Here is a 21,616-nt window from a genome sequence, read left to right as displayed (position 1 = left end):
GAGTCACCTTCAATTCCAAGAACCTATGAAATCGTTATACATCTCTTTTATGCTTGTTTTGGTTTGTTCGCTACCTGTTGCCGCGCAAACGTTGTCCTCGGTAAGCAACACGTGCGCAGGAAACTGGGTTTCACTCTATGTTGGCGGTGGAGGTAGCAACTGCACAGGGGTAGTGGTGCCCAACGCAAGTTGGTGGCATTTTTATCCAGAGCCTACGGAAAAGGAATTTGGTAGCGGCTACAATTCTGTGAATGTTCGATGGAGCAGTGCCGTAGCCGATGTGCAGGTGTATGCCGGCTATCAATGCATGCAGCAAGCCACAACGGGAACGACCAACACAGTCCATTTTTCGATTTTGGCAAGCGTTGCTGCGCCGACGCCGACCGTGAACATTGCTGAAACTCAAATCTGCGAAGATGGGTATATCAATTTTAGTGCAACTTGTCCAAACCCCGGACCAAATCCCAGCTACTCCTATTACCTGGATAATAGTCCTACACCTTTCTATTCTGTTTCTACTACAGGAACACAAAACAATGTGCCCCAATATAATAGTGCAGGCAATCTAGCATCTGGCTGGCATACAGTTTACGTGAAAGTAAACAACTACACAGGATGTGCTAGCCCTTCTGCAGGAAACTCTCCAACCAAAAGTTTTTATATCACCCCCAAGACGATTGTTGCTGCGAACTGGACCGATGATGGTGAAATTTGTGCGGCCACCCACCCAAACCTAAATGCCCATATCAGCGTGCAAACGACCGTGTCGAACCTGAGCTATCGGTGGCTTTATCTGGGCAGCTATGGACAAACTACAACGGATCCCAACCACGTATACGTCAACCCTACCGACAACGCTGATATTGGTGTGCAAGTGATGTCGGATCAATGGTGCACAGATTTGCCAAAGGTTTTTCCACCAAATCTGGCCTATGTGAACGTTGCACAAAGCACAGCGCCGACACTCGACATTGTGATACCGGCCAATAAGTATACCTACTGTCCAGGTGAGAGCATCACGGTGCGCTCCTCTCAAGTAGGGACCTCGTACACTTGGAAAATCGGGAGCACAACCCTTTCGCAGACGACCCAGACCATTACTATCCCCGTGACCGACAATGCCAGCTCGGCACAAGAATATAGCGCTGGTGAAGTGATCTCACTGCACGTGACAGGCATAAATTCGAATGGTGGCTGTCTGTCGACCAACCAGGCCGATGCTACGTCGACACCTCTCAATATTGTGGTGAACCCCCTGCCGAACGTAGTCACCACACCCGCAGGCACAGCAAGAGTGTGTACGGGCTGCACCAAGACTGTCGCCCTTACCACACCGGGCCCCACAGGCACAACGTATCAGTGGTACCGAAACAATGTGGCCATTACCAGCGCTGAGCCCGGCTGGAATACGGCTTCTTTCTCGACCAAAACCCTGGCAAGCTATAAGGTGACAGTGACTAAACTCTGTACAACGACTTCAGCAGTGGTCACACTCATTGCAAACACACCACCCATGGTGAGCGCCGGTGGGAATCAATCCATAGCGTTACCGACCACAACGCTGATGTTGAATGGGGCTGCAAACGATCCAGACACTGACGGCACAATTACAGGGATGGCATGGACAAAAATAGTTGGCCCTGCTGCCACGTTGGCTACTGCCAATACTAATCTTAATACTCGCAATGCAACCTCGAAATTAACCCTCACAAACCTTGTGATTGGATACTACCTTTTCAGGTTAACGGGCACGGACAACACCGGGGAGACCGTGACTAGCGACGCTGAAGTAATTGTGTACCCTAAGAACAACTATAATTATGTACGCACCCAGACATTACTCACGCCAACACCAAATCCAGCCAACGTTACAGCATTACCCGTAGGTAGCCGCACTGAGACAACAGAATACGTCGACGGTTTGGGGCGACCGCTCCAAAGCGTTGTGACGCAAGGTTCAATGAACAACAAACGGGACATTGTAACGCCTTATGCATATGACCAATTTGGACGTGAAGCACTTGAATATATGCCATATGTTGCGGTCGACAACAGCGGGGATTTAAAAGCAGACGCACTTGGTCCAACTTATACAACATCGCCTCAGTATAATTTTTATAACACCACAGGAACGGACAAAGTTGTCGACGACAACCGACCATTCTCAATGATCAAATTTGAACCTTCGCCATTGGGTCGTGTAGACAAAGAGTATGGTCCTGGAAAAGCTTGGGCTCCATTGAACTCGGGTGGAAGTAATAAGTTTGTGAAATATTCGTATCTCACAAATGTTCATGGCACGGGAAACAATACGACAGACGAAAAAGTCATCGCGTGGAAAGTTTATCGTTCTGGAAAAATCGCGCGGCACCAAGTAAATGCGGGATCAATCGAAGTTGGCGGCTACTATAGCACAAACCAATTAACGGTGGCCGTGAAAGTTGATGAGGAGGGTAACATGACCCGTGAATATTCTGACAAACAGGGACAAATTGTTCTACGAAAATCCCAGCTTCAAGGTGGGGCAGGTGCTTACTTAAATAATCTTCAACAATGGAACAGCACATACTTCCTGTATGATGATTTTGGTGATTTGCGGTACATTTTTCAACCTGAACTTAGCTTGCAGGTTTATTCGAGTGATACCTATATTCCTTCTGAGACGGAAATACGAAAATTTGCATTCAGGTATGTTTTTGACAGCCGTCACCGAGTAATCGAAAAATGGTCTCCGGGTGCCGAGCCAGTTTATATTACCTACGACCCCCGAGATCGCGTTGTAATGACGCAGGATGGTGTGCAGCGAGCGAAGTCGCCGAGAGAGTGGTCAGTGATAAAATATGATAATCAGGATCGACCAATTATCACGGCAACACTGCCGGATCCCTATGGATGGACGCCAGCCTTTGTGCAAACCTACATCAATTCATTTTACAACAATCTAGCCGCCGGCAAAGCATGGTATGAGGAGCGAGGCACCGATATGCATGGCTACACAAACAAATCTTACCCAGACCAATTATTGCCCACGGAATGTTTAACCGTTGTGTACTACGACGACTACGGTTTTAAGACTTCACTTCGAAAACCCAGCGACTATGCTTATCAACCCGCGGAGATCACAGGTATGCCAAGTACAGCACAATCGCTTGTGAAGGGCTATATGACGGGTATTAAAGTTAGGGTGCTCGATGGCGAGGCTTTTGGTGAACTGCAATGGTTATCCAGCTGCTTTTACTATGATGATCAATATGAAGTCATTCAGTCGGTCATTGACAACTATAAAGGGGGTAAGGATCGATTTTCATCCCTTTACGATTTTGTGAAGTTGACAAAATCAAAATCCAATCATGAGTCAAAAGCAATCTCCTGGAAAAATCTAGTCAACGCTTCTGTTGAGGGAAATAAAATTGTCAAACGGGGCGGTGCTGCGAATACCTGGGATGCAAGCGCAGTCTCCAACGAAAGCCTGCCGGCAAACACCAATGGATTTTTGGAAATTAGTGCGTCAGAAGAATGGAACTATCGCATGTTTGGTTTGGGAACAACGAATCCTAATGGAAACCCTGCTCTCGTTAACTATGGTTTGATTCTACAGGGGGGCGGAAATTTAGTTAAGGCAGAGGCTGGTATCTACACAGCCGTTGGTACTTATTGCTCTGGTGACACCCTGCGCATAGAGCGAATCGGAAATCAAATCACCTACAAGAAAAACGGTGTGGCACTTGCCCCATCAACTACCGGTTCTACAACATCCTTGAATGCGGTCGCAGTATTGTATTCAGGAACGGCCTCGATTGCATATGCTAAGGCTTCCTTTTCAACTAAATCAATAGCCATCAACTATGAAACCGAGTACGACCACTTTCTTCACGAAACAAATCAATGGCATCAGGTGGGGAGTAATCCTAAAATTTTGATTAGCAGAACAAACTATAATGAAATCGGTCAACCGGTGGAGAAACGGTTACACAGCACGAACGCAACGGCAAGTGACGCGAGAGAGACTATCGACTACCAGTATAATATTCGTGGATGGCTCCAAAGTATTAATGATCCTCAGACCAATCCTAAATTATTTGCTATGTCGCTTAAGTATTTCGACCCTTCAGCCAACGGTGGTGATAAGAAATACAATGGTGCAATAACGGAAGCTATCTGGAAAACCGGTGGGGGCAATCTTCAATCTTACGGCTACTTCTATGATACCCTTGGTCGACTAAAGGATGCCAGGTATTTCAATCTCGATGTTGCCGCACAAAATGGAAGATTTACAGAAACGATTGGGGGAAAGAATTTGAAGGGGTATGATCGAAACGGCAACATTCTTAAGCTGAAACGATACGGAAGAACTACGGGTAGCGCCTATGGATTGATGGATGACCTCACCTATAGCTACACAGGGAATCTCTTAACCCGGGTGGACGATGCGGTGGCAATGAATGCACAGGAACTTGGCTTCAAAGAACTTACCAAGGTAGCGAATGAATATACTTACGACGGAAATGGCAACATGGTCACGGATCTGAATAAGGGCTTAGCCAACGGTGCAACAGCTGGAATCGTCTATCAATCGATGGACCAGCCGAGACTGATCTATAAAGGGACCAACAATACGATTACAAATGTCTATGATGCCACCGGAAGAAAGCTTTTTGTGCAGGTAACGACGCCTCAAAAAACAACACGAACAGATTACGTGTCCGAATTTGTTTACCAGAATGATACATTAAAATTCGCAACGCATCCTGAAGGTCGCGTAATGCTTACAGCTGCTACGCCAGAATACCAATACAACCTAAAAGATCACTTAGACAACGTTCGCGCTACTTTTACAACAAACGTTGCCTTGGATACCGCTGTTGCCACGCTGGAGAATTCACGCTTGGGTTGGGAGCAATCCAAATTCCTACGAATTGCAAATGCTCGACGCGTCCAGTCCTCCTTGTTTGATCATACCAATGGCACGGCCACTGGGTATGCCGAACGTTTGAATGGTTCGGCCAATGAAAAATACGGAATAGCACGATCTTTGAGCGTAATGCCCGGTGACCAAATAAGCATGGAGGTGTACGCCAAATACGTTGACACCAATTCAGGAAATCGAACTGCTGCCCTGAATACTCTGCTAACGCAAATTGCGGCGGGCACCGCGCCAGTTGGTACGGTGGTCGACGGGGGTGGATATGCTACCAGTACCTCATCATTTCCATTTGCAGGATTGCTTAACACCACGGGCAGCACAGGAGGTCCAAAGGCATATCTAAACTATCTGGTGTTCGACCGGAGTTATAATTTTGTCACCGGAGGGTTCAAGCGCCTGTCAGCCACCCCAAAGGAAACTGGAAATGACGTTTCCCACGAGCGACTGTATTTCGATAATATTTTAATAAAGCAAGCTGGGTATATTTACATCTATTTAAGTAACGAGGAGGCTACGCCTATAGAAGTGTTTTTTGATGACATGAAAGTTACTCAGACGGTTTCGCCGATTATCCAACAAGATGACTACTATCCGTTTGGATTGACTTTCAATGACTATTCACGAGAGAAAAGTTTTCCGCAGAAACTGCTATTTGAGGAAAAACAATTTATCGACGATTTGGACGTAGACTTTTATGATTTTGAATGGAGGCAATATGACGCAGTACTCGGCCGGACAACCACACAAGATCCTCATGCTGAGTTCTATTTTGATCAATCCCCATATAGCTTTTTGGGTAATGACCCTATAAACACAATAGATCCAAGTGGGATGGACACTGTGAAGGTTCATGACATAGATCCGAAAACATTTAGTAACGAAAATGATGTTGTCTTGCTTGACGAAATTTCGGTTAGCCCATCTGACGGAAGTGGCGACGGGCAGGGTGACGAGAGCAATGGGGAAAAGGAAGACGAAGGGGGAGGCAGAGTTGAGGATAATTTCTCACCGACAGAAAAATTCTTGGTAAAAGTAAACGAATGGAACCCGTTGGCATGTGGATACAATGCCTTGCTTGGTGTTATTACCGGTAAGGACAGGTTTGGGAATGAGATGTCGGGTACCGATATTGCATGGGAAACAGTTTCTGCCATACCCGGTTTTGGGCCTGAGGCGAAAGGAGGCTCCAAAGTCTTAAGATTTTTCGGGAAATATAATGATCATCATTCATGGATGAAGTTTCTAGGTGGCGCGGTAAATCAAAAACTGACAAGGATGTCGGCGGCTGCCCACAAAAAACTTCATCGAAAATTAAATGAATTTTTAAAACAATTTAAAGCTCCAAATGGGAAGACCATGTCGCCGGGCCCGGGGAATAGCGGTCAACGTATAAGGAGAAACTTTTCGGAAGAGCAAATAATCAAGGCCTTGTCTAAATTCTATAGGACCGTCGGAAAAGAATTTAAGAAGGCAGCAAAAGACTTCTTTGACCAAGTCAATGAAAGAAACAAGAAAAAGGAAAATGATTGATAAGTGAATGCTTCCTTCGGAGGTATTACTATGAAGAAAGATAAAAAAACCAAAGCGATTATTGGGTATGTAATTACCCCTCTGGACAACGACAGTGTGATGCTTGACGACAGAGCAGTACCTGAAAGATGTCCTCTATGTCACTATATCGTGGATTTTGACTACCACAACCCATTTTTTAAATTGAAGCGAAAAACGTATGATTTTTCCTGTCCTTACGATATTGGGATTATTACGTCTCTTAAGTTTAAAGAGTTTTGTGTTCGGGAGGGTTATAAAAATATTCAGTTCAAAGAATTTGAAAGAGAACCAAACTTCTTCCATTTCATCACGCGAAAAATACTACCTTTTGATGCTAAGAAAGTCAAATCGCGTTTTGGTAAGCTATGCCCAGTGTGTAAAAACTACGACACTCTAGTTGGTACAGACCCTCCTACATTAATTGGTATCAGTAAGCCCTTGAAGGATGGTTTTTATTCATCGGACCTTTGTTTTGGCTCGTATGATAAGAAAAATCCACTGATAATCATTGGTATTGAAACCCAGGCGAAACTAAAACGCGAAAAATTTACCGGGATTGACTATGAACCAATTGAACTATGAAAACTGTGGCATTCGAAGGTAACTTTCGCTTCGTGATCCGTCATCAAATAATAAGGTCGATTTGTTGGAAGCTCCACTAATTTAAAGGAAATATTATCGTTGATGACAGCCTGCGGGTGATCGAAGGTGAGCCTACCCGAAACGAGCTTAGGATCACCAAGATACATCAAATGTACGATCACAATATCACCCTTTTTAGAATGGGCTTAAACAGAAACTGGTTGCTCCTCGGCGTAGCTGGAGATTCTGACCCCCATTGACCACTTTGTTTCAGGAGGGTGTGACCAGCTAAAGTTACCTGAGGACTTGAACTTCACGTAGGTTTCGAACCTCTTAATTGCTAGACTAGTTCCTGGTCAAATGGTGGCGGAATTGGGTGGTCACGTGATCTGAAAATTGATGGTCAGGGCAAAACGGAAAAAGTTGGTCACCCCCTTCGGATTCTCCAGGAGGCGGCATGTCGATCGCAACAGCGAAAGTATTAGACGGAAGATTTTATGAGGGCCAGAAATTCAAGAAAGCATATGCACCAACAGAGGTGCCGGTTGAAAATGCAACCCGGATAGGGGGTTTTGTTAGCGTTACATGGAATTTGGGAATTATTAAATAACGGCTTTCAAATATTGATGCTCTCGGCGAAAAATATGAAGACAAGCTACTATCACCGCCAACCCGACGATCGGCCCTTGAAGGTTACAAACTCGTGCATTCGTTTTATGAATAGATATGCAAGGTTTCAGCAGGTGATTCTTGATCGCGGCTTTGAGGACGGTTAACAAACGAGAGATGAACTACGAAAACGGGATGGAACACGTTAGAACGTTGACGTCCGCAGGAACGTCCAAACGAATCCGAATCCAAGCGTATCACCACTAAGATTTCGGCGAGATGTATTCAATTGTACGACATGCAACACCACGGGAATTTCTCGCTATAAATGGAAACTTCATTTATAGCGACTACTTTAGGCATTATCACCTCATCAACGTAATTGACAAGCTCCATAGTGGAGCCACCGAACTACATGATTATTTCAGTATAGTAGAGGATGGAGAGCTACGCATATTTGTCTTGTGGACTAGAGATGGATATTACATTTACGGGCGTGGTTGGGGCAATGAAGTCTTGCCGTTGCTTTCAGAACGAATTGGCGAAGAAATTGAACGAAGGGTATTTTGTGGTGAAAGTGAACTCATTAAGGCCCTTTTTAGATCTAACCAAATTGACTTCGAGGTTTTTAAGAACCGTCTTTTGGAGGAATGCCGTGAGGCAAATCCCGCAAATGGTCGGTTCACTGGAGAAATGGCTCATGCAGAGATCGACGATTCGGAGGAAATCATACAAATGGAATTGGCTTATTATAGGGAAGAGTTTAGAGGCGGCGGTCGCATGAAGGATGAAGGTGTAGCTGCGACGGCAATGCAGGGAATTATCGATGGAACTATCTTTACATGGCGCGTCGAGGATAGAATTGTAGGCATCATAAGCATTATAAACGACGATCAAGAGCAACCTATGCTTGGTAGTCTTTTTACTAAACCCGACAGAAGAGGAAACGGTTATGCGTATTTCTTACTGCATACGTTGACTAGTCGTCTGCTTGAAACTGGCAGTCTTAGGTGTGGGTTAGTGGCTGACCAGGATAACAACATAACAAGTCGAGTATTCTTAAAAGTTGGATACCAGTCAATCTACCGTTGGTGTTCTCTTTCAAGGCGACACGAAGACGAATAGGGTTTTAATGCGCGGGAAAACTATGAGTAGCTATGACTCTGATAACAAACGAGATTCACCTAGTTGATGGATTTGATGATTCGTTCATCATATCAACGGCTGACAGAAGGCTCACCTATCGAAAGGAGGCCAATGCAAAGCGAAAATATAAAACAGGCAAGAAATTATTTAAGATCGAGCATCTAAATGCCTCATTATCCTATTGGGGAAATACGATGCTAATAAATGAGAAGGGCAATGCAGAATTTTATTTTAATTGGCTGCCTAACTTCATTAAACGAAAACACGCAATTGACAATCTAATGGACTTTGCAAAGGCGCTAAAAGATGAACTGAATAGGCGTGTTCCAGTTGATAACTTCAAAAGAGAACCGTCTGGCTTCCATTTTGCGGGGTACCGTAGTTCTGGTGAACCAGAGTTTATCCATTTCTCTAACTGCAAGTGGACAGGAAACGAATATCAAGTGGTGAACTATGGTTATAAGGACCCTTATGCCGATTTTCTCAATGAACATGCGAAGGGCATTGGTTGGGATGGATCAACCCACGCGTCAGTGAAAGGGGTTAAGAGTACAACTATATTTCGAAACGGTGATTTCAGAATTCATGAAGCCGCCTGGAAGAATTTGGATAATGTTTTTGAGGAAATTGTCAAACATCATGACTTTGGAAAGTTGACAAGCCTGCGAGATGATGCCTTGGCAAAGTTTGTGCAGTTTAAAATGAAGTTCATTGGAGATGTTTATAGCAAATACGCCGATACAAAATTAGTCGGCGGCCCATTCGATGTTATTATCTTGAAAGGACGAAACAATCCAACGATTGCTGATAGCCTTCCTGGTACCGTGCGCTAGCGACCAGAATGACTTTCAGAAATAGTTGTCTTTGTGACCTTCGAACCGAAATGAATCTATGCTCGAATTGGATTCTTTGCAGAATCTCGGAGTAGCGTTAAATTGCCTTAGTCCACATGGATCGTTTCGTTACTCATATCCCGGGTGATCTGCCTGTCTCTTTGAATTGCCTATCATGTGGCAACCCAGTTCCTATTCCTTGGACGAAAGCAACAAACGAACCATTCATACCAGTCTTTCCGAGGGACTTTAATCCTATTCATAATAGTAAGGTGTGGATTCCCACTGGCTATGGAATTCGTTGCCCGCGTTGTGCGAACGATGTCTACTTGGACCTACTGGAGAATCCGAAGAGGCTGACCATCTTTTTCCGTTTTGCCCTGACCATCAATTTCCAAATCGCGTGACCACCCAATTCCGCTACCATTTGACCAGAAACAGGTCTAGCAATCAAGTGGTTCGAAACCTAGGCGAAGCTCAAGTCCTCTGGTAACTTTAGCTGGTCACGTCCTCCTGAAACAAAGTGGTCAATGGGGTCGGAATCTCCACGATACACACGACCAATGCTACCGTGAACCATTTGAAAAGACTTTTTGAGTAGGAGTCCAAGGGCCTGGCTAACGCCGGGCCCTTTCCTATTCTGATTAGAAAGCCTTTTGCTAAAAGCCCTTAAAAACCTCTGATAATGGTGCGAAAATCAAAGGATCCATCAGCATTTAAAACTAAATTCTCAATTCCGATAACTTCAACTGGAGACTCTTTCAAGATATCCAAAAACCGCGTCTTACCTTCTATTGAAACGACAATTCGTAGTAAAGGCCACAGTAACGCACCAAAAGATTCAGTTTCACCCAAGGCAATTGGTACTGACCCTTGCGATATAATACCAACAAGATTCCCGTTTGAATCAAAAATGGGTCCGCCGCTCATTCCATGTTTAAAATCTGCATCGGTTTTGAAGCAAGGAAAACTGACCATGCCCCTATCCCTGTGTTTTGAGAATATGTTCAACACTACGCCCTTTGCTTTTACGGCAGCCCACAAATCGTACTGATCTTTGGAAATAAAATTGAGGATGACGTGGTCTAGGTTAGATTTAAATTCCGACTCATCGAAGGTTGTAAATCCAAAAGCACTGATGACTTCATTCAGCCTTGGCGGGTTGATATTTAACTTTGGACAGCCTTTCCAATGGTATTTTTCGGCGACGTCATTTCGAGGCGACAGTCTTAAAATGGCAACATCTGATAGTGCGTCAAAATGCGCTGATTCAATTGTCCATAGTGCCGGGACATCCCCGTTTCCATAGTTATGAACTGCCACTAAACCTACACCACGAATTGTAACGGTCCCAGTAACATCGTTGCCTATTTTTCGATAATCATTGTAATGATTATAAAGACCGATAATATTGTGGCGAGCAGTAGCAGCATACCCTTCCATTAACATAACGCCGCTACCAAACGGCCAAAAAGATTGCTGCTCAACAGCACTAATTGCTATCACCGAATGAAGCGAAGGATCGAGGGTAGACAGTTGCTCAAAACTCCGGGCTCTCTTTGCATTCAATTGAATGTTCGGCCAGTTGATAAAGTAGTCATAGCGCCCATCCTTTTTATAGCCGGCCAAAATGCTAATCTTAGCATTTTGGTCCTTCAACAAAATTTCGTCTAACCACTCCTCGAATTTATCACCGACAAATATTCTCGCCTGCTCACCATCTGGAAAATTGAAATTCAATTCAGCACATTCGGGAGTACCAGCAACCTGTACTTCAAATCGCGTCTCCGGCGTTCGCGATTTAAGAATACCGATTACCTCATCGAGAGGCTCAACACGTTCAAAAATAATTACAATAGCGTAAAACCCCTTTTGAATAACTCGACAAATCTGCCTGGCGTTGTTGAACTTCTCTTGAACGATTTTTGCGTAGTTCATTTAAAAACCTTTATAGCGGCATTATAATTTCAAGTCCCTCTAAAACCGGAGGCTGACCATCTTTTTCCGTTTTGCCCTGACCATCAATTTCCAAATCGCGTGACCACCCAATTCCGCCACCATTTGACCAGAAACAGGTCTAGCAATCAAGTGGTTCGAAACCTAGACGAAGCTCAAGTCCTCTGGTAACTTTAGCTGGTCACGTCCTCCTGAAACAAAGTGGTGAATGGGGTCGGAATCTCCAAGGTGGGACAAGAAAAATCTATCAGCATTTCTTGAGGGCTTGTAAATGTAAAGAATACATTTAATTTTACACAACCGATTGCAGCCCGCGATCGGAATACATCCCATCATGGAAACTCAACAGCTACCTGATGGTTTTTTTATAGTACTACTTATAGTCAAAATGACTATAAATTTGATCAATTAAAGGATATGGTTGACATCAACGAACTCAAAATGATCGCTACGCAGGTGCGTCGCGATATTGTGCGGATGGTACACAAATGCCAGTCTGGCCACCCCGGTGGATCTTTGGGATGCACGGACTTTTTGGTTGCGCTCTATTTTCATCATTTGAAACACGACCCTGGGTTTAATATCGACGGTCCTGGCGAAGACTTATTCTTTCTGTCTAACGGTCACATTTCTCCGGTGTGGTATAGTGTGCTTGCGCGGTCGGGATATTTTGATGTGAAAGAATTGGGAACGTTCCGGACGCTTAATTCAAGACTGCAGGGACATCCGGCCACGCACGAAAAACTGCCGGGGATTCGCATCGCTTCCGGCTCGTTGGGACAAGGCCTGTCGGTGGCTATCGGCGCCGCGCTGTCGAAGAAACTCAATGGAGACAAACACACCATTTTCTCTCTTCACGGTGACGGCGAATTGCAGGAGGGGCAGATTTGGGAAGCCGCTATGTTTGCCGCGCATAACAAGGTGGACAATCTCATTTCGACAATCGACGTGAATGGTCAGCAGATAGACGGGCCGACTGATCGCGTGCTTTCTTTAGGAAACCTTCGGGCAAAATGGGAGGCTTTTGGTTGGGATGTGTTGGCCATGCATGGCAATGAGATGGAAGACGTGCTCAGGGTTTTGGAGGAAGCCAAACAACGCCTGGGCAAGGGGAAACCGGTCATGATTCTGATGAAGACCAACATGGGGCATGGCGTTGATTTTATGATGGGATCTCACCACTGGCACGGCATTGCCCCCAACGACGAACAACTTCAAAACGCATTGCTCCAACTTCATTCAACTTTAAAAGACTTTTAGATGAGCGCTGAAACTATAGAAACAAAACGGTTTACCTATTCGGAAAAGAAAGATACCCGTTCGGGTTTTGGTGCGGGGCTTTTGGAAGCCGGGAAACGCAATCCTAATGTGGTAGCGTTGTGCGCCGACTTGATCGGGTCGTTGAAAATGAACGATTTCATCAAAGCCTTTCCCGAGCGTTTTGTTCAGATTGGTATTGCCGAGGCAAACATGATGGGGATTGCTGCAGGGATGACCATTGGAGGAAAGATTCCATTCACGGGAACGTTTGCCAACTTTTCAACGGGTAGGGTATACGACCAGATTCGTCAGTCTATCGCCTATTCGGGCAAGAATGTGAAAATTTGCGCATCGCATGCCGGTCTTACCCTGGGTGAAGACGGTGCCACACATCAGATTCTGGAGGACATTGGAATGATGAAGATGCTTCCCGGGATGACGGTTATCAACCCGTGCGATTATAATCAAACCAAGGCGGCGACCCTTGCTATTGCCGATTTTGTGGGACCTGTGTATCTGCGGTTTGGCAGGCCTGTTGTTCCGGTGTTTACCGATGCCGACCAACGGTTTGAAATCGGAAAAGCGTGGAAGGTTAAAGATGGCAGGGATGTGAGCATTTTTGCTACCGGCCACCTGGTGTGGGAAGCGATTCAAGCCCTTGATGAGCTTGAGCGCCTGGGCATTGATGCTGAAATAATAAACATTCACACCATCAAACCGCTGGATGAACATGCCGTTTTGACTTCGGTGGAAAAGACCCGATGTGTTGTGTCTGCCGAAGAACACAATCGGATTGGAGGACTGGGCGACAGCATTGCACAGCTTCTCATAAAACACAGGCCCGTGCCGATGGAGTATGTAGCCGTGGATGATTCATTCGGCGAGAGTGGCAAGCCCGATCAATTGATGAAGAAGTATAAACTGGATGCGGCCAACATCGTTCTGCAGGTTCAAAAAGTTCTGAAACGGAAATGATCACCGATATTCTGTAACAATCTATGGATATGAAGAAGACTATGATTTTTTGTGTGACGATGGGTGGCTGACCGGAGCCGAAAGACAATGGAGTCAAAGGGAACTGACAGCAGGTTTTTTGGGAGTCGGCATTGGCGGACGCTTGACTTTGCATGCCCTTGTGTGCGCATGGAAGGATGGGGGTGCCGTGTTGCGTTGACAGTCCTCATTATTCTTGGTTCATTTTTTGGCTACGCGCAGTCTTCGGTTTTTTCGCCGGTTGCCCCAGAGGCGATTTCAAATTCATTTGTCCGCTGTTTCTACAAAGACAGTAACGGCTATATGTGGCTGGGTATGGGTGATGGTTTGATACGTTACGACGGAACGAATACGTATCGTTATGAACATGACCCTGACGACAAATTCAGCCTCTGTCACAGCAGCATTAATGTGATTGTGGAGGATGACCGGCATCGGTTGTGGATCGGGACAGCGCTTGGGTTGTGTATCTATGATCGTGAGCTGGATCATTTTATCAATGTAGATTCCATTGCCAGCAATACGAATCATCTTAATAACCGTTACATAACCTCTTTGTCGTTTGACCAGGAGGGGCGGCGGGTCTGGATTGGTACGCATGGCGGTGGTGTGAATGTGTATGACCCAAAAACTTCTTCCTTTGCCTATCTCACCGACGCCACAGACGGCAAGCTTTCTGCAGCGACAAACTATGTGAATAGCTTGCTCTGTATTGATGATCAGATGTGGTGTGGAACGAAGGGTGGTCTGAAACTTTTTAACACAAGCGAAACGGTGGCTGAGCCGTTGACCTTTGCAGGTGAAGTTTTGCCCGCCAGGCAGATCACGCAGCTTGTGTCCGATAAGAGCGGCAATATCTGGATGGCCAGTATGAATGGAGAAATTTTCAAACTCATTCCCGGCAATGGCTATTACACAGTGAATCTCATTCTCTCGGGAGAGCGCGCCTATGGTGCAAGCTGGAATAGTATTCTGACGTTGAATATGGATGGCTACGGAAATCTTTGGATCGGCGGAGAGAATTCAGGTGTCAACTATCTGGACACAAAGACAGGGCGCGTTACGCGATACCTGGCCGAAGAGGGGAATCCCAAAAAAATACCTACAAATTCCATCCGTGCAGTGTATACCGACGATGCCGGACTCACGTGGGTTGGCACATTCAATCGCGGGGCATACCTGGTTGACAATCAAGCCAGGAAATTCAGTCAATACCAATACGGTGTCTACAAAGAGAACGACCTGGTGGGCAAGAATGTGAGAAGCTTTGCCGAAGATCTCAACGGAAACGTATGGGTTGCCTTTGATGGGTTGGGTCTGGGCAAGATAGACGCCAAGACCCATGCGCTTCAGGACTGCGCATCGCTCAATGAAAAACTGGCGAATAAATTTGTGACGGCACTGATTTGCGACCGGCATGGAAACCTCTGGGTTGGCACCGGTGGTTACGGCGTGTATAAACTAAACATTGAAACGTTGGAGCTTAGGAACTACGCGATGCGGTCGCAAGGTTTTGGTGATGATAAGACCAGCTGTTTGTATGAAGACAAGAGCGGAACACTATGGGCAGGGTCGTCGGGGAGCGGCCTATTCTATTTCGATGAAAAGACACAGCGCTTTGTGGTGCTCTGTGAGCAAGGCAAGCCAAACTACATCACCAGGACATCCTATGTGAGCGATGTGCTTGAAGACGCGGACGGAGTGTTGTGGGTTGGCACGATGTACGGTTTGTATGCACTGGAAAAAAAGAGCGATCGGGGTTATGCTTATCGCTGGTTTATTCAGAACGATGCCCCGGGCAGTATTAGCAGCAGTGGCATACAGACGCTGTATGAAGACCGGAAGAAGAATTTGTGGGTTGGCACCACAGATAACGGACTGAATGTGAAAGCAAGGGGTGCGGTGGCGTTTAAAAGCTTTCGGAAAAAGGAGGGATTGCCGAGCAACACCATCCGGGCCATAACCTCGGATGCGTCGGGAAATCTCTGGCTCAGTGGAAATATGGGGTTGTCGATGTTAGATCAGCAGACCCATACGATTGTTAACTATTCGCGGAAAGAGGGGTTGGCATCAAATGATTTTTATCCCAATGCATGTTTGCGGAGCAGCTCGGGCAAGGTGTTTTTTGGAAGTAACAATGGATTTAATGCATTCTATCCCGACAGTGTTCGGAGTGACCCGGGCAAGCCGAAGGTATATCTGTCTGACCTGAAAATAAACAACCAATCGGCAGGCATTGGAACGAAGGGATCGCCGTTGAAAAAACATGTCAGCCTTACTTCATCGATAGCATTATCTTATGATCAACGTTCGTTTAGTATCGACTTCGTAGCCATTCAATTTGGTCCATCTTCGCGGCAGCGTTACGCTTACAAACTGGATGGATTTGATGAGGACTGGAATTTTGTGGGCACAAATCACAGCGCCACCTATACCAACATCGATCCCGGTGACTATGTGTTTTTGGTAAAAGCATCTCATGGAGATGGCTTGTGGAACGAGGCCCCTACGCAACTGAGAATCACGATTCACCAGGCGTTGTGGAAAACCTGGTGGGCTGTTTGTTTGTATATGATTTGCCTTGCGTGTTTGATTTTTTTTGTGGCCAAAGTCAGAATCGAGCGCGTGAACATGAAAAATCAGTTGGTGCTGGAACGACTGGCGCGCGAAAAGGAGCACGACCTTAGCGAATCGAAGACGCAGTTCTTTACAAACATATCGCACGAATTCAGAACGCCGCTTAGTCTTATTCTCATGCCACTGGAAAGTCTCATTACCGGGGAAGACGTGTCTGCAACGGTGAAGGAGAGGATTTGTACGGCATACAAGAATGCTGACAAAATGATGCGTCTTGTGAACGAGCTGATGGATTTTAATAAAATTGAAAATGGCAGTTTGAAACTGAACCCGCAGCATGGCGAGTTGGTGGAGTTTATCAGGAACGTGGCGTTGCTATTTAGCGACGTGGCCGATAAGCGGAATATCACCTTTTCGATACGCGCCGAGCTGTTGTCGCTTAAAGGCTGGTTTGATCGGGATAAACTTGAAAGGATGTTGGTGAATGTTCTTTCCAACGCCTTTAAGTTTACTGCCGATGGCGGCCAGATCAACGTTATCATTAATGCAGGAGAGATGACAACGTCGCACGGCACGTGTCGTTGCCTGGAGTTGATTGTTGAGGACAATGGGATGGGAATTTCGCCGGAGGAAATTCCACGGATCTTTGACAAGTTCTACCAGGCAAAATCTGCTGCGAAAGTCTCCAACCCCGGCACGGGTATTGGGCTGTCGCTCACCAAAGCGCTGATTGAATTGCACCAAGGCACCATTCATGTTGCCAGCGCACCGGACAAAGAGACGAAGTTTATCATTGTTATTCCCATTGATGCCGATGTTTATGCGGTCGAAAACAGGGTGGAATCTCCGGGTGATATTTTTCACACCAAAGCCGGAATTTTTGAAGAGGGAGCCCCTTATGTTTCAATCGCTCGGGACGGTGGCAAGGATCGTTATGAAATTCTGGTTGTGGAGGACAATCAAGAATTGAGAGAATATATTTCAGATGAACTCAAGCATGAATTCACGGTGTGGCAAGCTGAGCATGGGCAGGAGGGGTTGCGCATGGCCACGGAAAAAAGTCCGGACCTTATTATCAGCGACATTCTGATGGCGCAGAAAACCGGCATTGAGTTGTGCCGCGAAGTGAAAAGTGATATCAAGACCAGTCATATTCCATTTATTTTGCTTACGGCGAAAGCTACCGTGGAGGACCAGATTGCCGGCATAGAAACCGGTGCGGATGTTTACATCACAAAGCCCTTTAGCGTGCGGCTGTTATTGACGCATGTTCGCAGTCTGATTGAATCACGTCAAAAATTGTATGCACATTTCAGCCAGGATGTTTACCTGCTTCCGGCAAAAATGGCGACCAATGATCTTGATCAGGCGTTTCTTCAACGCGCTGTGGACTATATTATTGAGCACATCCAGGATGGTCAGCTTGGGGTTGACTCCATTGCGACACTATTCAATTTAAGCCGGGTTCAGGTGTATCGCAAGATAAAGGCACTTACCGGCAAAACGGCTGTTGAGTTTATCCGAATGGTAAGGCTTAAACAAGCCCTGAAGTTGATGGAGACCAAACAATACACGTTGTCTGAAATAGCATACCAAACCGGGTTCAATTCCGCCTCTTATTTTACCCGCAGTTTCAAGGAAGAATATGGCAAGGCTCCCTCCGAATTCCTTGGGTTGGCCAGCTGATTTTTTTTAGAAGCCGAAAGAAATCTCATCGTCGCTTGCCTTTTTACCTTCTTTCTAAAATCCCTCCAACACAAAGAATTGGATCGCATCCGATTGCGGTCTATAAAACCTCATTTACAATTAATTGAGCAGGTTTTTTTGCTCACGACTTAAAATTAAAAGAGAAAGTCTAATTCGTGAAAGGCCTTTGAGAGGTCAAAACATGAGATTGGTGCAACCGTTTGCGTTGATCCGGCCGGTTCAGTAACGCATCGCAACGGCAGGTCCTAATCCGATTGAAGATGAACAGCGTCTGCACCCGCACGGAGCAATGCGAAGGTGTTGAGAAGTTTTCAAAGGGATGGACTGATGGTCCGATTACACAAACTCAAACCTAACTCCTATGAAAAAAGGAATTCTACGATTCATGTTTTTCTGGCGATATCCCCGATATCTCCATGTTGCCCTTTCGCTGGCGCTAATCAGCCTGGCGGCGGTCGCGGCGAATGCGCAGGTTACCGTGAGGGGTCGCATCGTTGATGAAACGGGCACCAGCCTTCCGGGTGTTAATATCATTTTGAAGGGAACAACTTCAGGCACGACCAGTGATGGCGATGGAAGTTATACGATTCAGGCACCAGATCAGGATGCTGTTTTGGTGTTCTCCTTTATTGGTTACACGTCGACAGAAGAGACTGTTGGCGGCAAGTCTGTTATTGATGTGACGCTACTCCCCAACATCCAGGCGCTTTCCGAGGTTGTGGTTGTGGGATATGGAACACAGCGGCAGGAGGCCGTTACCGGCTCGGTGGTTTCGATGAGTGGAAACTCGCTTCGCGACCTGCCGGCACCAAATATTTCGCAGGCATTGCAAGGCCGCGCGGTAGGGGTGGATATTTCTCAGACCTCGACAAGGCCCGGCACGGCCATGCAGATTCGGATCAGGGGCACGCGATCGCTGCTTGCCAGCAATGATCCGCTGATTGTGCTTGATGGAATTCCGTTTGCCGGTTCTATCAACGACATCGATCCCAATAGCATAAAGAGTATCGACATCCTCAAGGATGCTTCGGCCACAGCCATCTATGGCTCGCGCGGAGCAAACGGTGTGTTGCTGATCACCACCAACCGTGGAACAAAAGGACAGAAAGCCCAGGTGACCTATAACGGTTATCATGGTGTGAAAACGGTGTTTGCAAAATACCCCATGATGAACGGGCCCGAATTTGCGGCCTTGCGTGCCGCGAGCGCTCAGAAATTCAATAACACTTTGGATGAATCGAATGATGTCAACACCGACTGGCAAGACATGATCTACAAAAATGCGATGGTCACCAGTCATGACCTCGGCATTTCGGGTGGGACCGAAAAAGGTACGTATTATTTCGGGGCGGGTTATCTCCGTGACGAGGCGGTTGTGCCGTTGCAGGATTTTACTCGTTATTCCATGCGTTTTTCGCTTGATCAGGAGATAAACAAATACATCAGGATTGGTATCAACTCAACGTCTAACTACTCGATAACCAATGGTAACAACGTGCCCGCTGTGGGCATGGCGTTGGGCCGATCGCCGATCGCTAATCCCTATAATGCCGACGGCACGATGAAGCAGATCATACAGGAGTCTACCACCGGTGCACAATGGGTTCCTTCGCGCGCACGGTTTGAAAGTCTTGGCGATAAGTATGTTGATCAGACCCGGGCCTACGGTATTTACAACACGGCCTACACCGAGATTGGCATTCCGGGAATTGAGGGTTTAAAATATCGCCTCAACCTTGGCCTGAGCATGCGTCAAAATAACTACGGGAACTACACCGGGCAGGGCGTATTCAGCGGAGTGCCTACCACGCCTTCCACCGCCGTGATCAGCGATCAGCGGACTACCAACTGGGCTGTTGAAAACCTGTTGACCTATGATCGGAGTTTTGGCAAACATGAAGTAAACGCCGTTGTGTTGTATTCGGCACAGGAAGAAACCTCCAACACGTCTCGCGTAACCGCAAGGGATATTCCTGCAGATCAATTCCAGTTCTACAACCTGGGGCGAGCAGACGGCGTGATCACGGTTAACCCCGCCGACCAGGCCTACTATCAATGGGGATTGCTGTCTTACATGGGCCGTGTCATGTATTCGTATGATGATCGCTACATGCTGAGTGCCACATTCCGTTCTGATGGTTCATCGCGACTGGCACCCGATCATAAGTGGCACACCTATCCTGCGGTGTCGTTGGGATGGAACATCTCCAAAGAAAAGTTTATGACGGGCATCAGCCAGTTGAATCTCCTCAAACTGAGAGTGGGCTACGGACAGACTTCCAATCAATCGGTGAATCCCTACCAGACGCTTGGGCTTCTCAATACCAGACCCTATAACTTTGGCGACGCGACTTATTCCACCGGTTTCATTGTGTCTCAATTGCCCAACGCTTCACTGGGCTGGGAATATTCGAAGACGTTTAACTATGGATTAGACTTCAAGGCGTTTGACAATCGCTTGTCGGCTACGGTTGAATATTATGTGCAGGATACCAAGAATGTTTTGCTGCCGGTTGGTTTGCCAGCCACCTCGGGTGTTAGCAGCATCACGGCCAACATGGGCGAAACGCAGAACAAGGGCATTGAAATTACAGTCAATGGAACAATCCTCGACAACCTCAATGGCTGGACATGGGATCTGGGTTTTAATCTTTATGCCAATCGCAACGAACTGGTGTCGCTTGCTTCGGGACAGATGCGTGACGAAGGGAACTGGTGGTTTGTTGGTCACCCTATTGACGTAATTTTCGATTATGAGAAAACCGGTTTGTGGCAGGAAGGTGATCCTTACCTGAATGTTCTTGAACCCGGCAGTGCAAGCAAGCCAGGGATGATCAAGGTAAAGTATACGGGCCAATACAACGCCGACGGTTCGCCGGTAAGGGCGATCAATGCAGACGATCGTCAAATCATGAGCATCCAACCCAACTTCCAAGGGGGCTTCAATACACGCGTTGCCTACAAGGGTATTGACCTGAGCATTGTGGGCACGTTCAAAAGCGGAGGTCTTCTTAACAGCACGCTGTATGGATCGGGTGGTTATCTCAACAATTTGAACACACGGTCGGGAAACAACGTGCGTGTGGATTATTGGACTCCGGAAAACACGGGTGCCCAATTTCCAGCACCGGGTGGAGTAGGAGGAGACAATCCCAAATACGGCAGCACGCTTGGGTATTTTGATGCGTCGTATTTGAAAATACGGACCATCACGCTGGGCTATAACGTTCCCAAGCAACTGCTGAACAAAAGCGGCATTTCTAATCTGCGGGTGTATTTCGCTGCGCAGAATCCGTTTGTGATGTTCTCTCCATACCACGATCAATCCGGTATGGATCCTGAAACCAACTCCTACGGAAATGAGAATGCGGCAGTGCCACTGTCGGCAAACTTACGGCGCATTCTCACCGTGGGTACCAACACGCCTTCAACCCGCAACTTCTTACTGGGCCTCAATTTGACATTCTAAAAAAACTTA

9 protein-coding genes are annotated in these 21,616 nt (G+C 46.5%); 8 read left to right on the top strand and 1 reads right to left on the bottom strand.

Annotation, left to right across the window (positions count from 1 at the left end):
• The first annotated feature begins 25 nt into the window (after window positions 1–25).
• From JI741_RS30380 to JI741_RS30365, 4 genes are all read left to right on the top strand, one after another.
• Window positions 26–6,454 (top strand): DUF6443 domain-containing protein, encoded by a 6,429-nt coding sequence (locus JI741_RS30380; RefSeq protein WP_202016083.1) that lies wholly within the window; start codon window positions 26–28, stop codon window positions 6,452–6,454.
• Between the two features lie 30 nt (window positions 6,455–6,484).
• Entirely contained in the window at window positions 6,485–7,057 is a 573-nt protein-coding gene (locus tag JI741_RS30375; protein ID WP_202016082.1) for a hypothetical protein, read from the top strand.
• Between the two features lie 888 nt (window positions 7,058–7,945).
• The gene (locus JI741_RS30370; protein ID WP_202016081.1) at window positions 7,946–8,791 is read left to right on the top strand and encodes a GNAT family N-acetyltransferase; all 846 of its coding nucleotides are present in this window, start codon (window positions 7,946–7,948) and stop codon (window positions 8,789–8,791) included.
• A gap of 32 nt (window positions 8,792–8,823) precedes the next feature.
• On the top strand, window positions 8,824–9,645 hold the full coding sequence (locus tag JI741_RS30365) for a hypothetical protein (protein ID WP_202016080.1): 822 nt from the start codon (window positions 8,824–8,826) through the stop codon (window positions 9,643–9,645).
• Between the two features lie 669 nt (window positions 9,646–10,314).
• Here JI741_RS30365 and JI741_RS30360 read toward each other — a convergent pair.
• On the bottom strand, window positions 10,315–11,583 hold the full coding sequence (locus JI741_RS30360) for a S1 family peptidase (RefSeq protein ID WP_202016079.1): 1,269 nt from the start codon (window positions 11,581–11,583) through the stop codon (window positions 10,315–10,317).
• Between the two features lie 435 nt (window positions 11,584–12,018).
• On the opposite strand from JI741_RS30360, the gene JI741_RS30355 reads away from it, so the two are divergent.
• The 4 genes from JI741_RS30355 (at window position 12,019) to JI741_RS30340 (ending at window position 21,607) form a co-directional block, all read left to right on the top strand.
• Window positions 12,019–12,861 (top strand): transketolase, encoded by an 843-nt coding sequence (locus JI741_RS30355; RefSeq protein ID WP_202016078.1) that lies wholly within the window; start codon window positions 12,019–12,021, stop codon window positions 12,859–12,861.
• Window positions 12,862–13,836 (top strand): transketolase family protein, encoded by a 975-nt coding sequence (locus JI741_RS30350; protein WP_202016077.1) that lies wholly within the window; start codon window positions 12,862–12,864, stop codon window positions 13,834–13,836. It begins immediately after the preceding gene.
• 87 nt (window positions 13,837–13,923) lie between these two features.
• Entirely contained in the window at window positions 13,924–18,117 is a 4,194-nt protein-coding gene (locus JI741_RS30345) for a hybrid sensor histidine kinase/response regulator transcription factor (protein WP_369411891.1), read from the top strand.
• 382 nt (window positions 18,118–18,499) lie between these two features.
• The gene (locus JI741_RS30340; protein ID WP_202016074.1) at window positions 18,500–21,607 is read left to right on the top strand and encodes a SusC/RagA family TonB-linked outer membrane protein; all 3,108 of its coding nucleotides are present in this window, start codon (window positions 18,500–18,502) and stop codon (window positions 21,605–21,607) included.
• Window positions 21,608–21,616: the final 9 nt, after the last annotated feature.

Source organism: Chryseolinea lacunae (assembly GCF_016735595.1).
GTDB lineage: Bacteria > Bacteroidota > Bacteroidia > Cytophagales > Cyclobacteriaceae > Chryseolinea > Chryseolinea lacunae.
Note: the sequence above shows the minus strand (reverse complement) of the source record. Positions and strands in the feature narration are given on the sequence as shown.

Bases quoted from the DNA above. Each gene is read 5' to 3' on its own strand.
- JI741_RS30370 (WP_202016081.1), top strand. From the start codon at position 7,946: ATGTATTCAATTGTACGACATGCAACACCACGGGAATTTCTCGCTATA.
- JI741_RS30380 (WP_202016083.1), top strand. From the start codon at position 26: ATGAAATCGTTATACATCTCTTTTATGCTTGTTTTGGTTTGTTCGCTA.
- JI741_RS30355 (WP_202016078.1), top strand. From the start codon at position 12,019: ATGGTTGACATCAACGAACTCAAAATGATCGCTACGCAGGTGCGTCGC.
- JI741_RS30350 (WP_202016077.1), top strand. From the start codon at position 12,862: ATGAGCGCTGAAACTATAGAAACAAAACGGTTTACCTATTCGGAAAAG.
- JI741_RS30365 (WP_202016080.1), top strand. From the start codon at position 8,824: ATGACTCTGATAACAAACGAGATTCACCTAGTTGATGGATTTGATGAT.
- JI741_RS30345 (WP_369411891.1), top strand. From the start codon at position 13,924: ATGGAGTCAAAGGGAACTGACAGCAGGTTTTTTGGGAGTCGGCATTGG.
- JI741_RS30340 (WP_202016074.1), top strand. From the start codon at position 18,500: ATGAAAAAAGGAATTCTACGATTCATGTTTTTCTGGCGATATCCCCGA.
- JI741_RS30360 (WP_202016079.1), bottom strand. From the start codon at position 11,583: ATGAACTACGCAAAAATCGTTCAAGAGAAGTTCAACAACGCCAGGCAG.
- JI741_RS30375 (WP_202016082.1), top strand. From the start codon at position 6,485: ATGAAGAAAGATAAAAAAACCAAAGCGATTATTGGGTATGTAATTACC.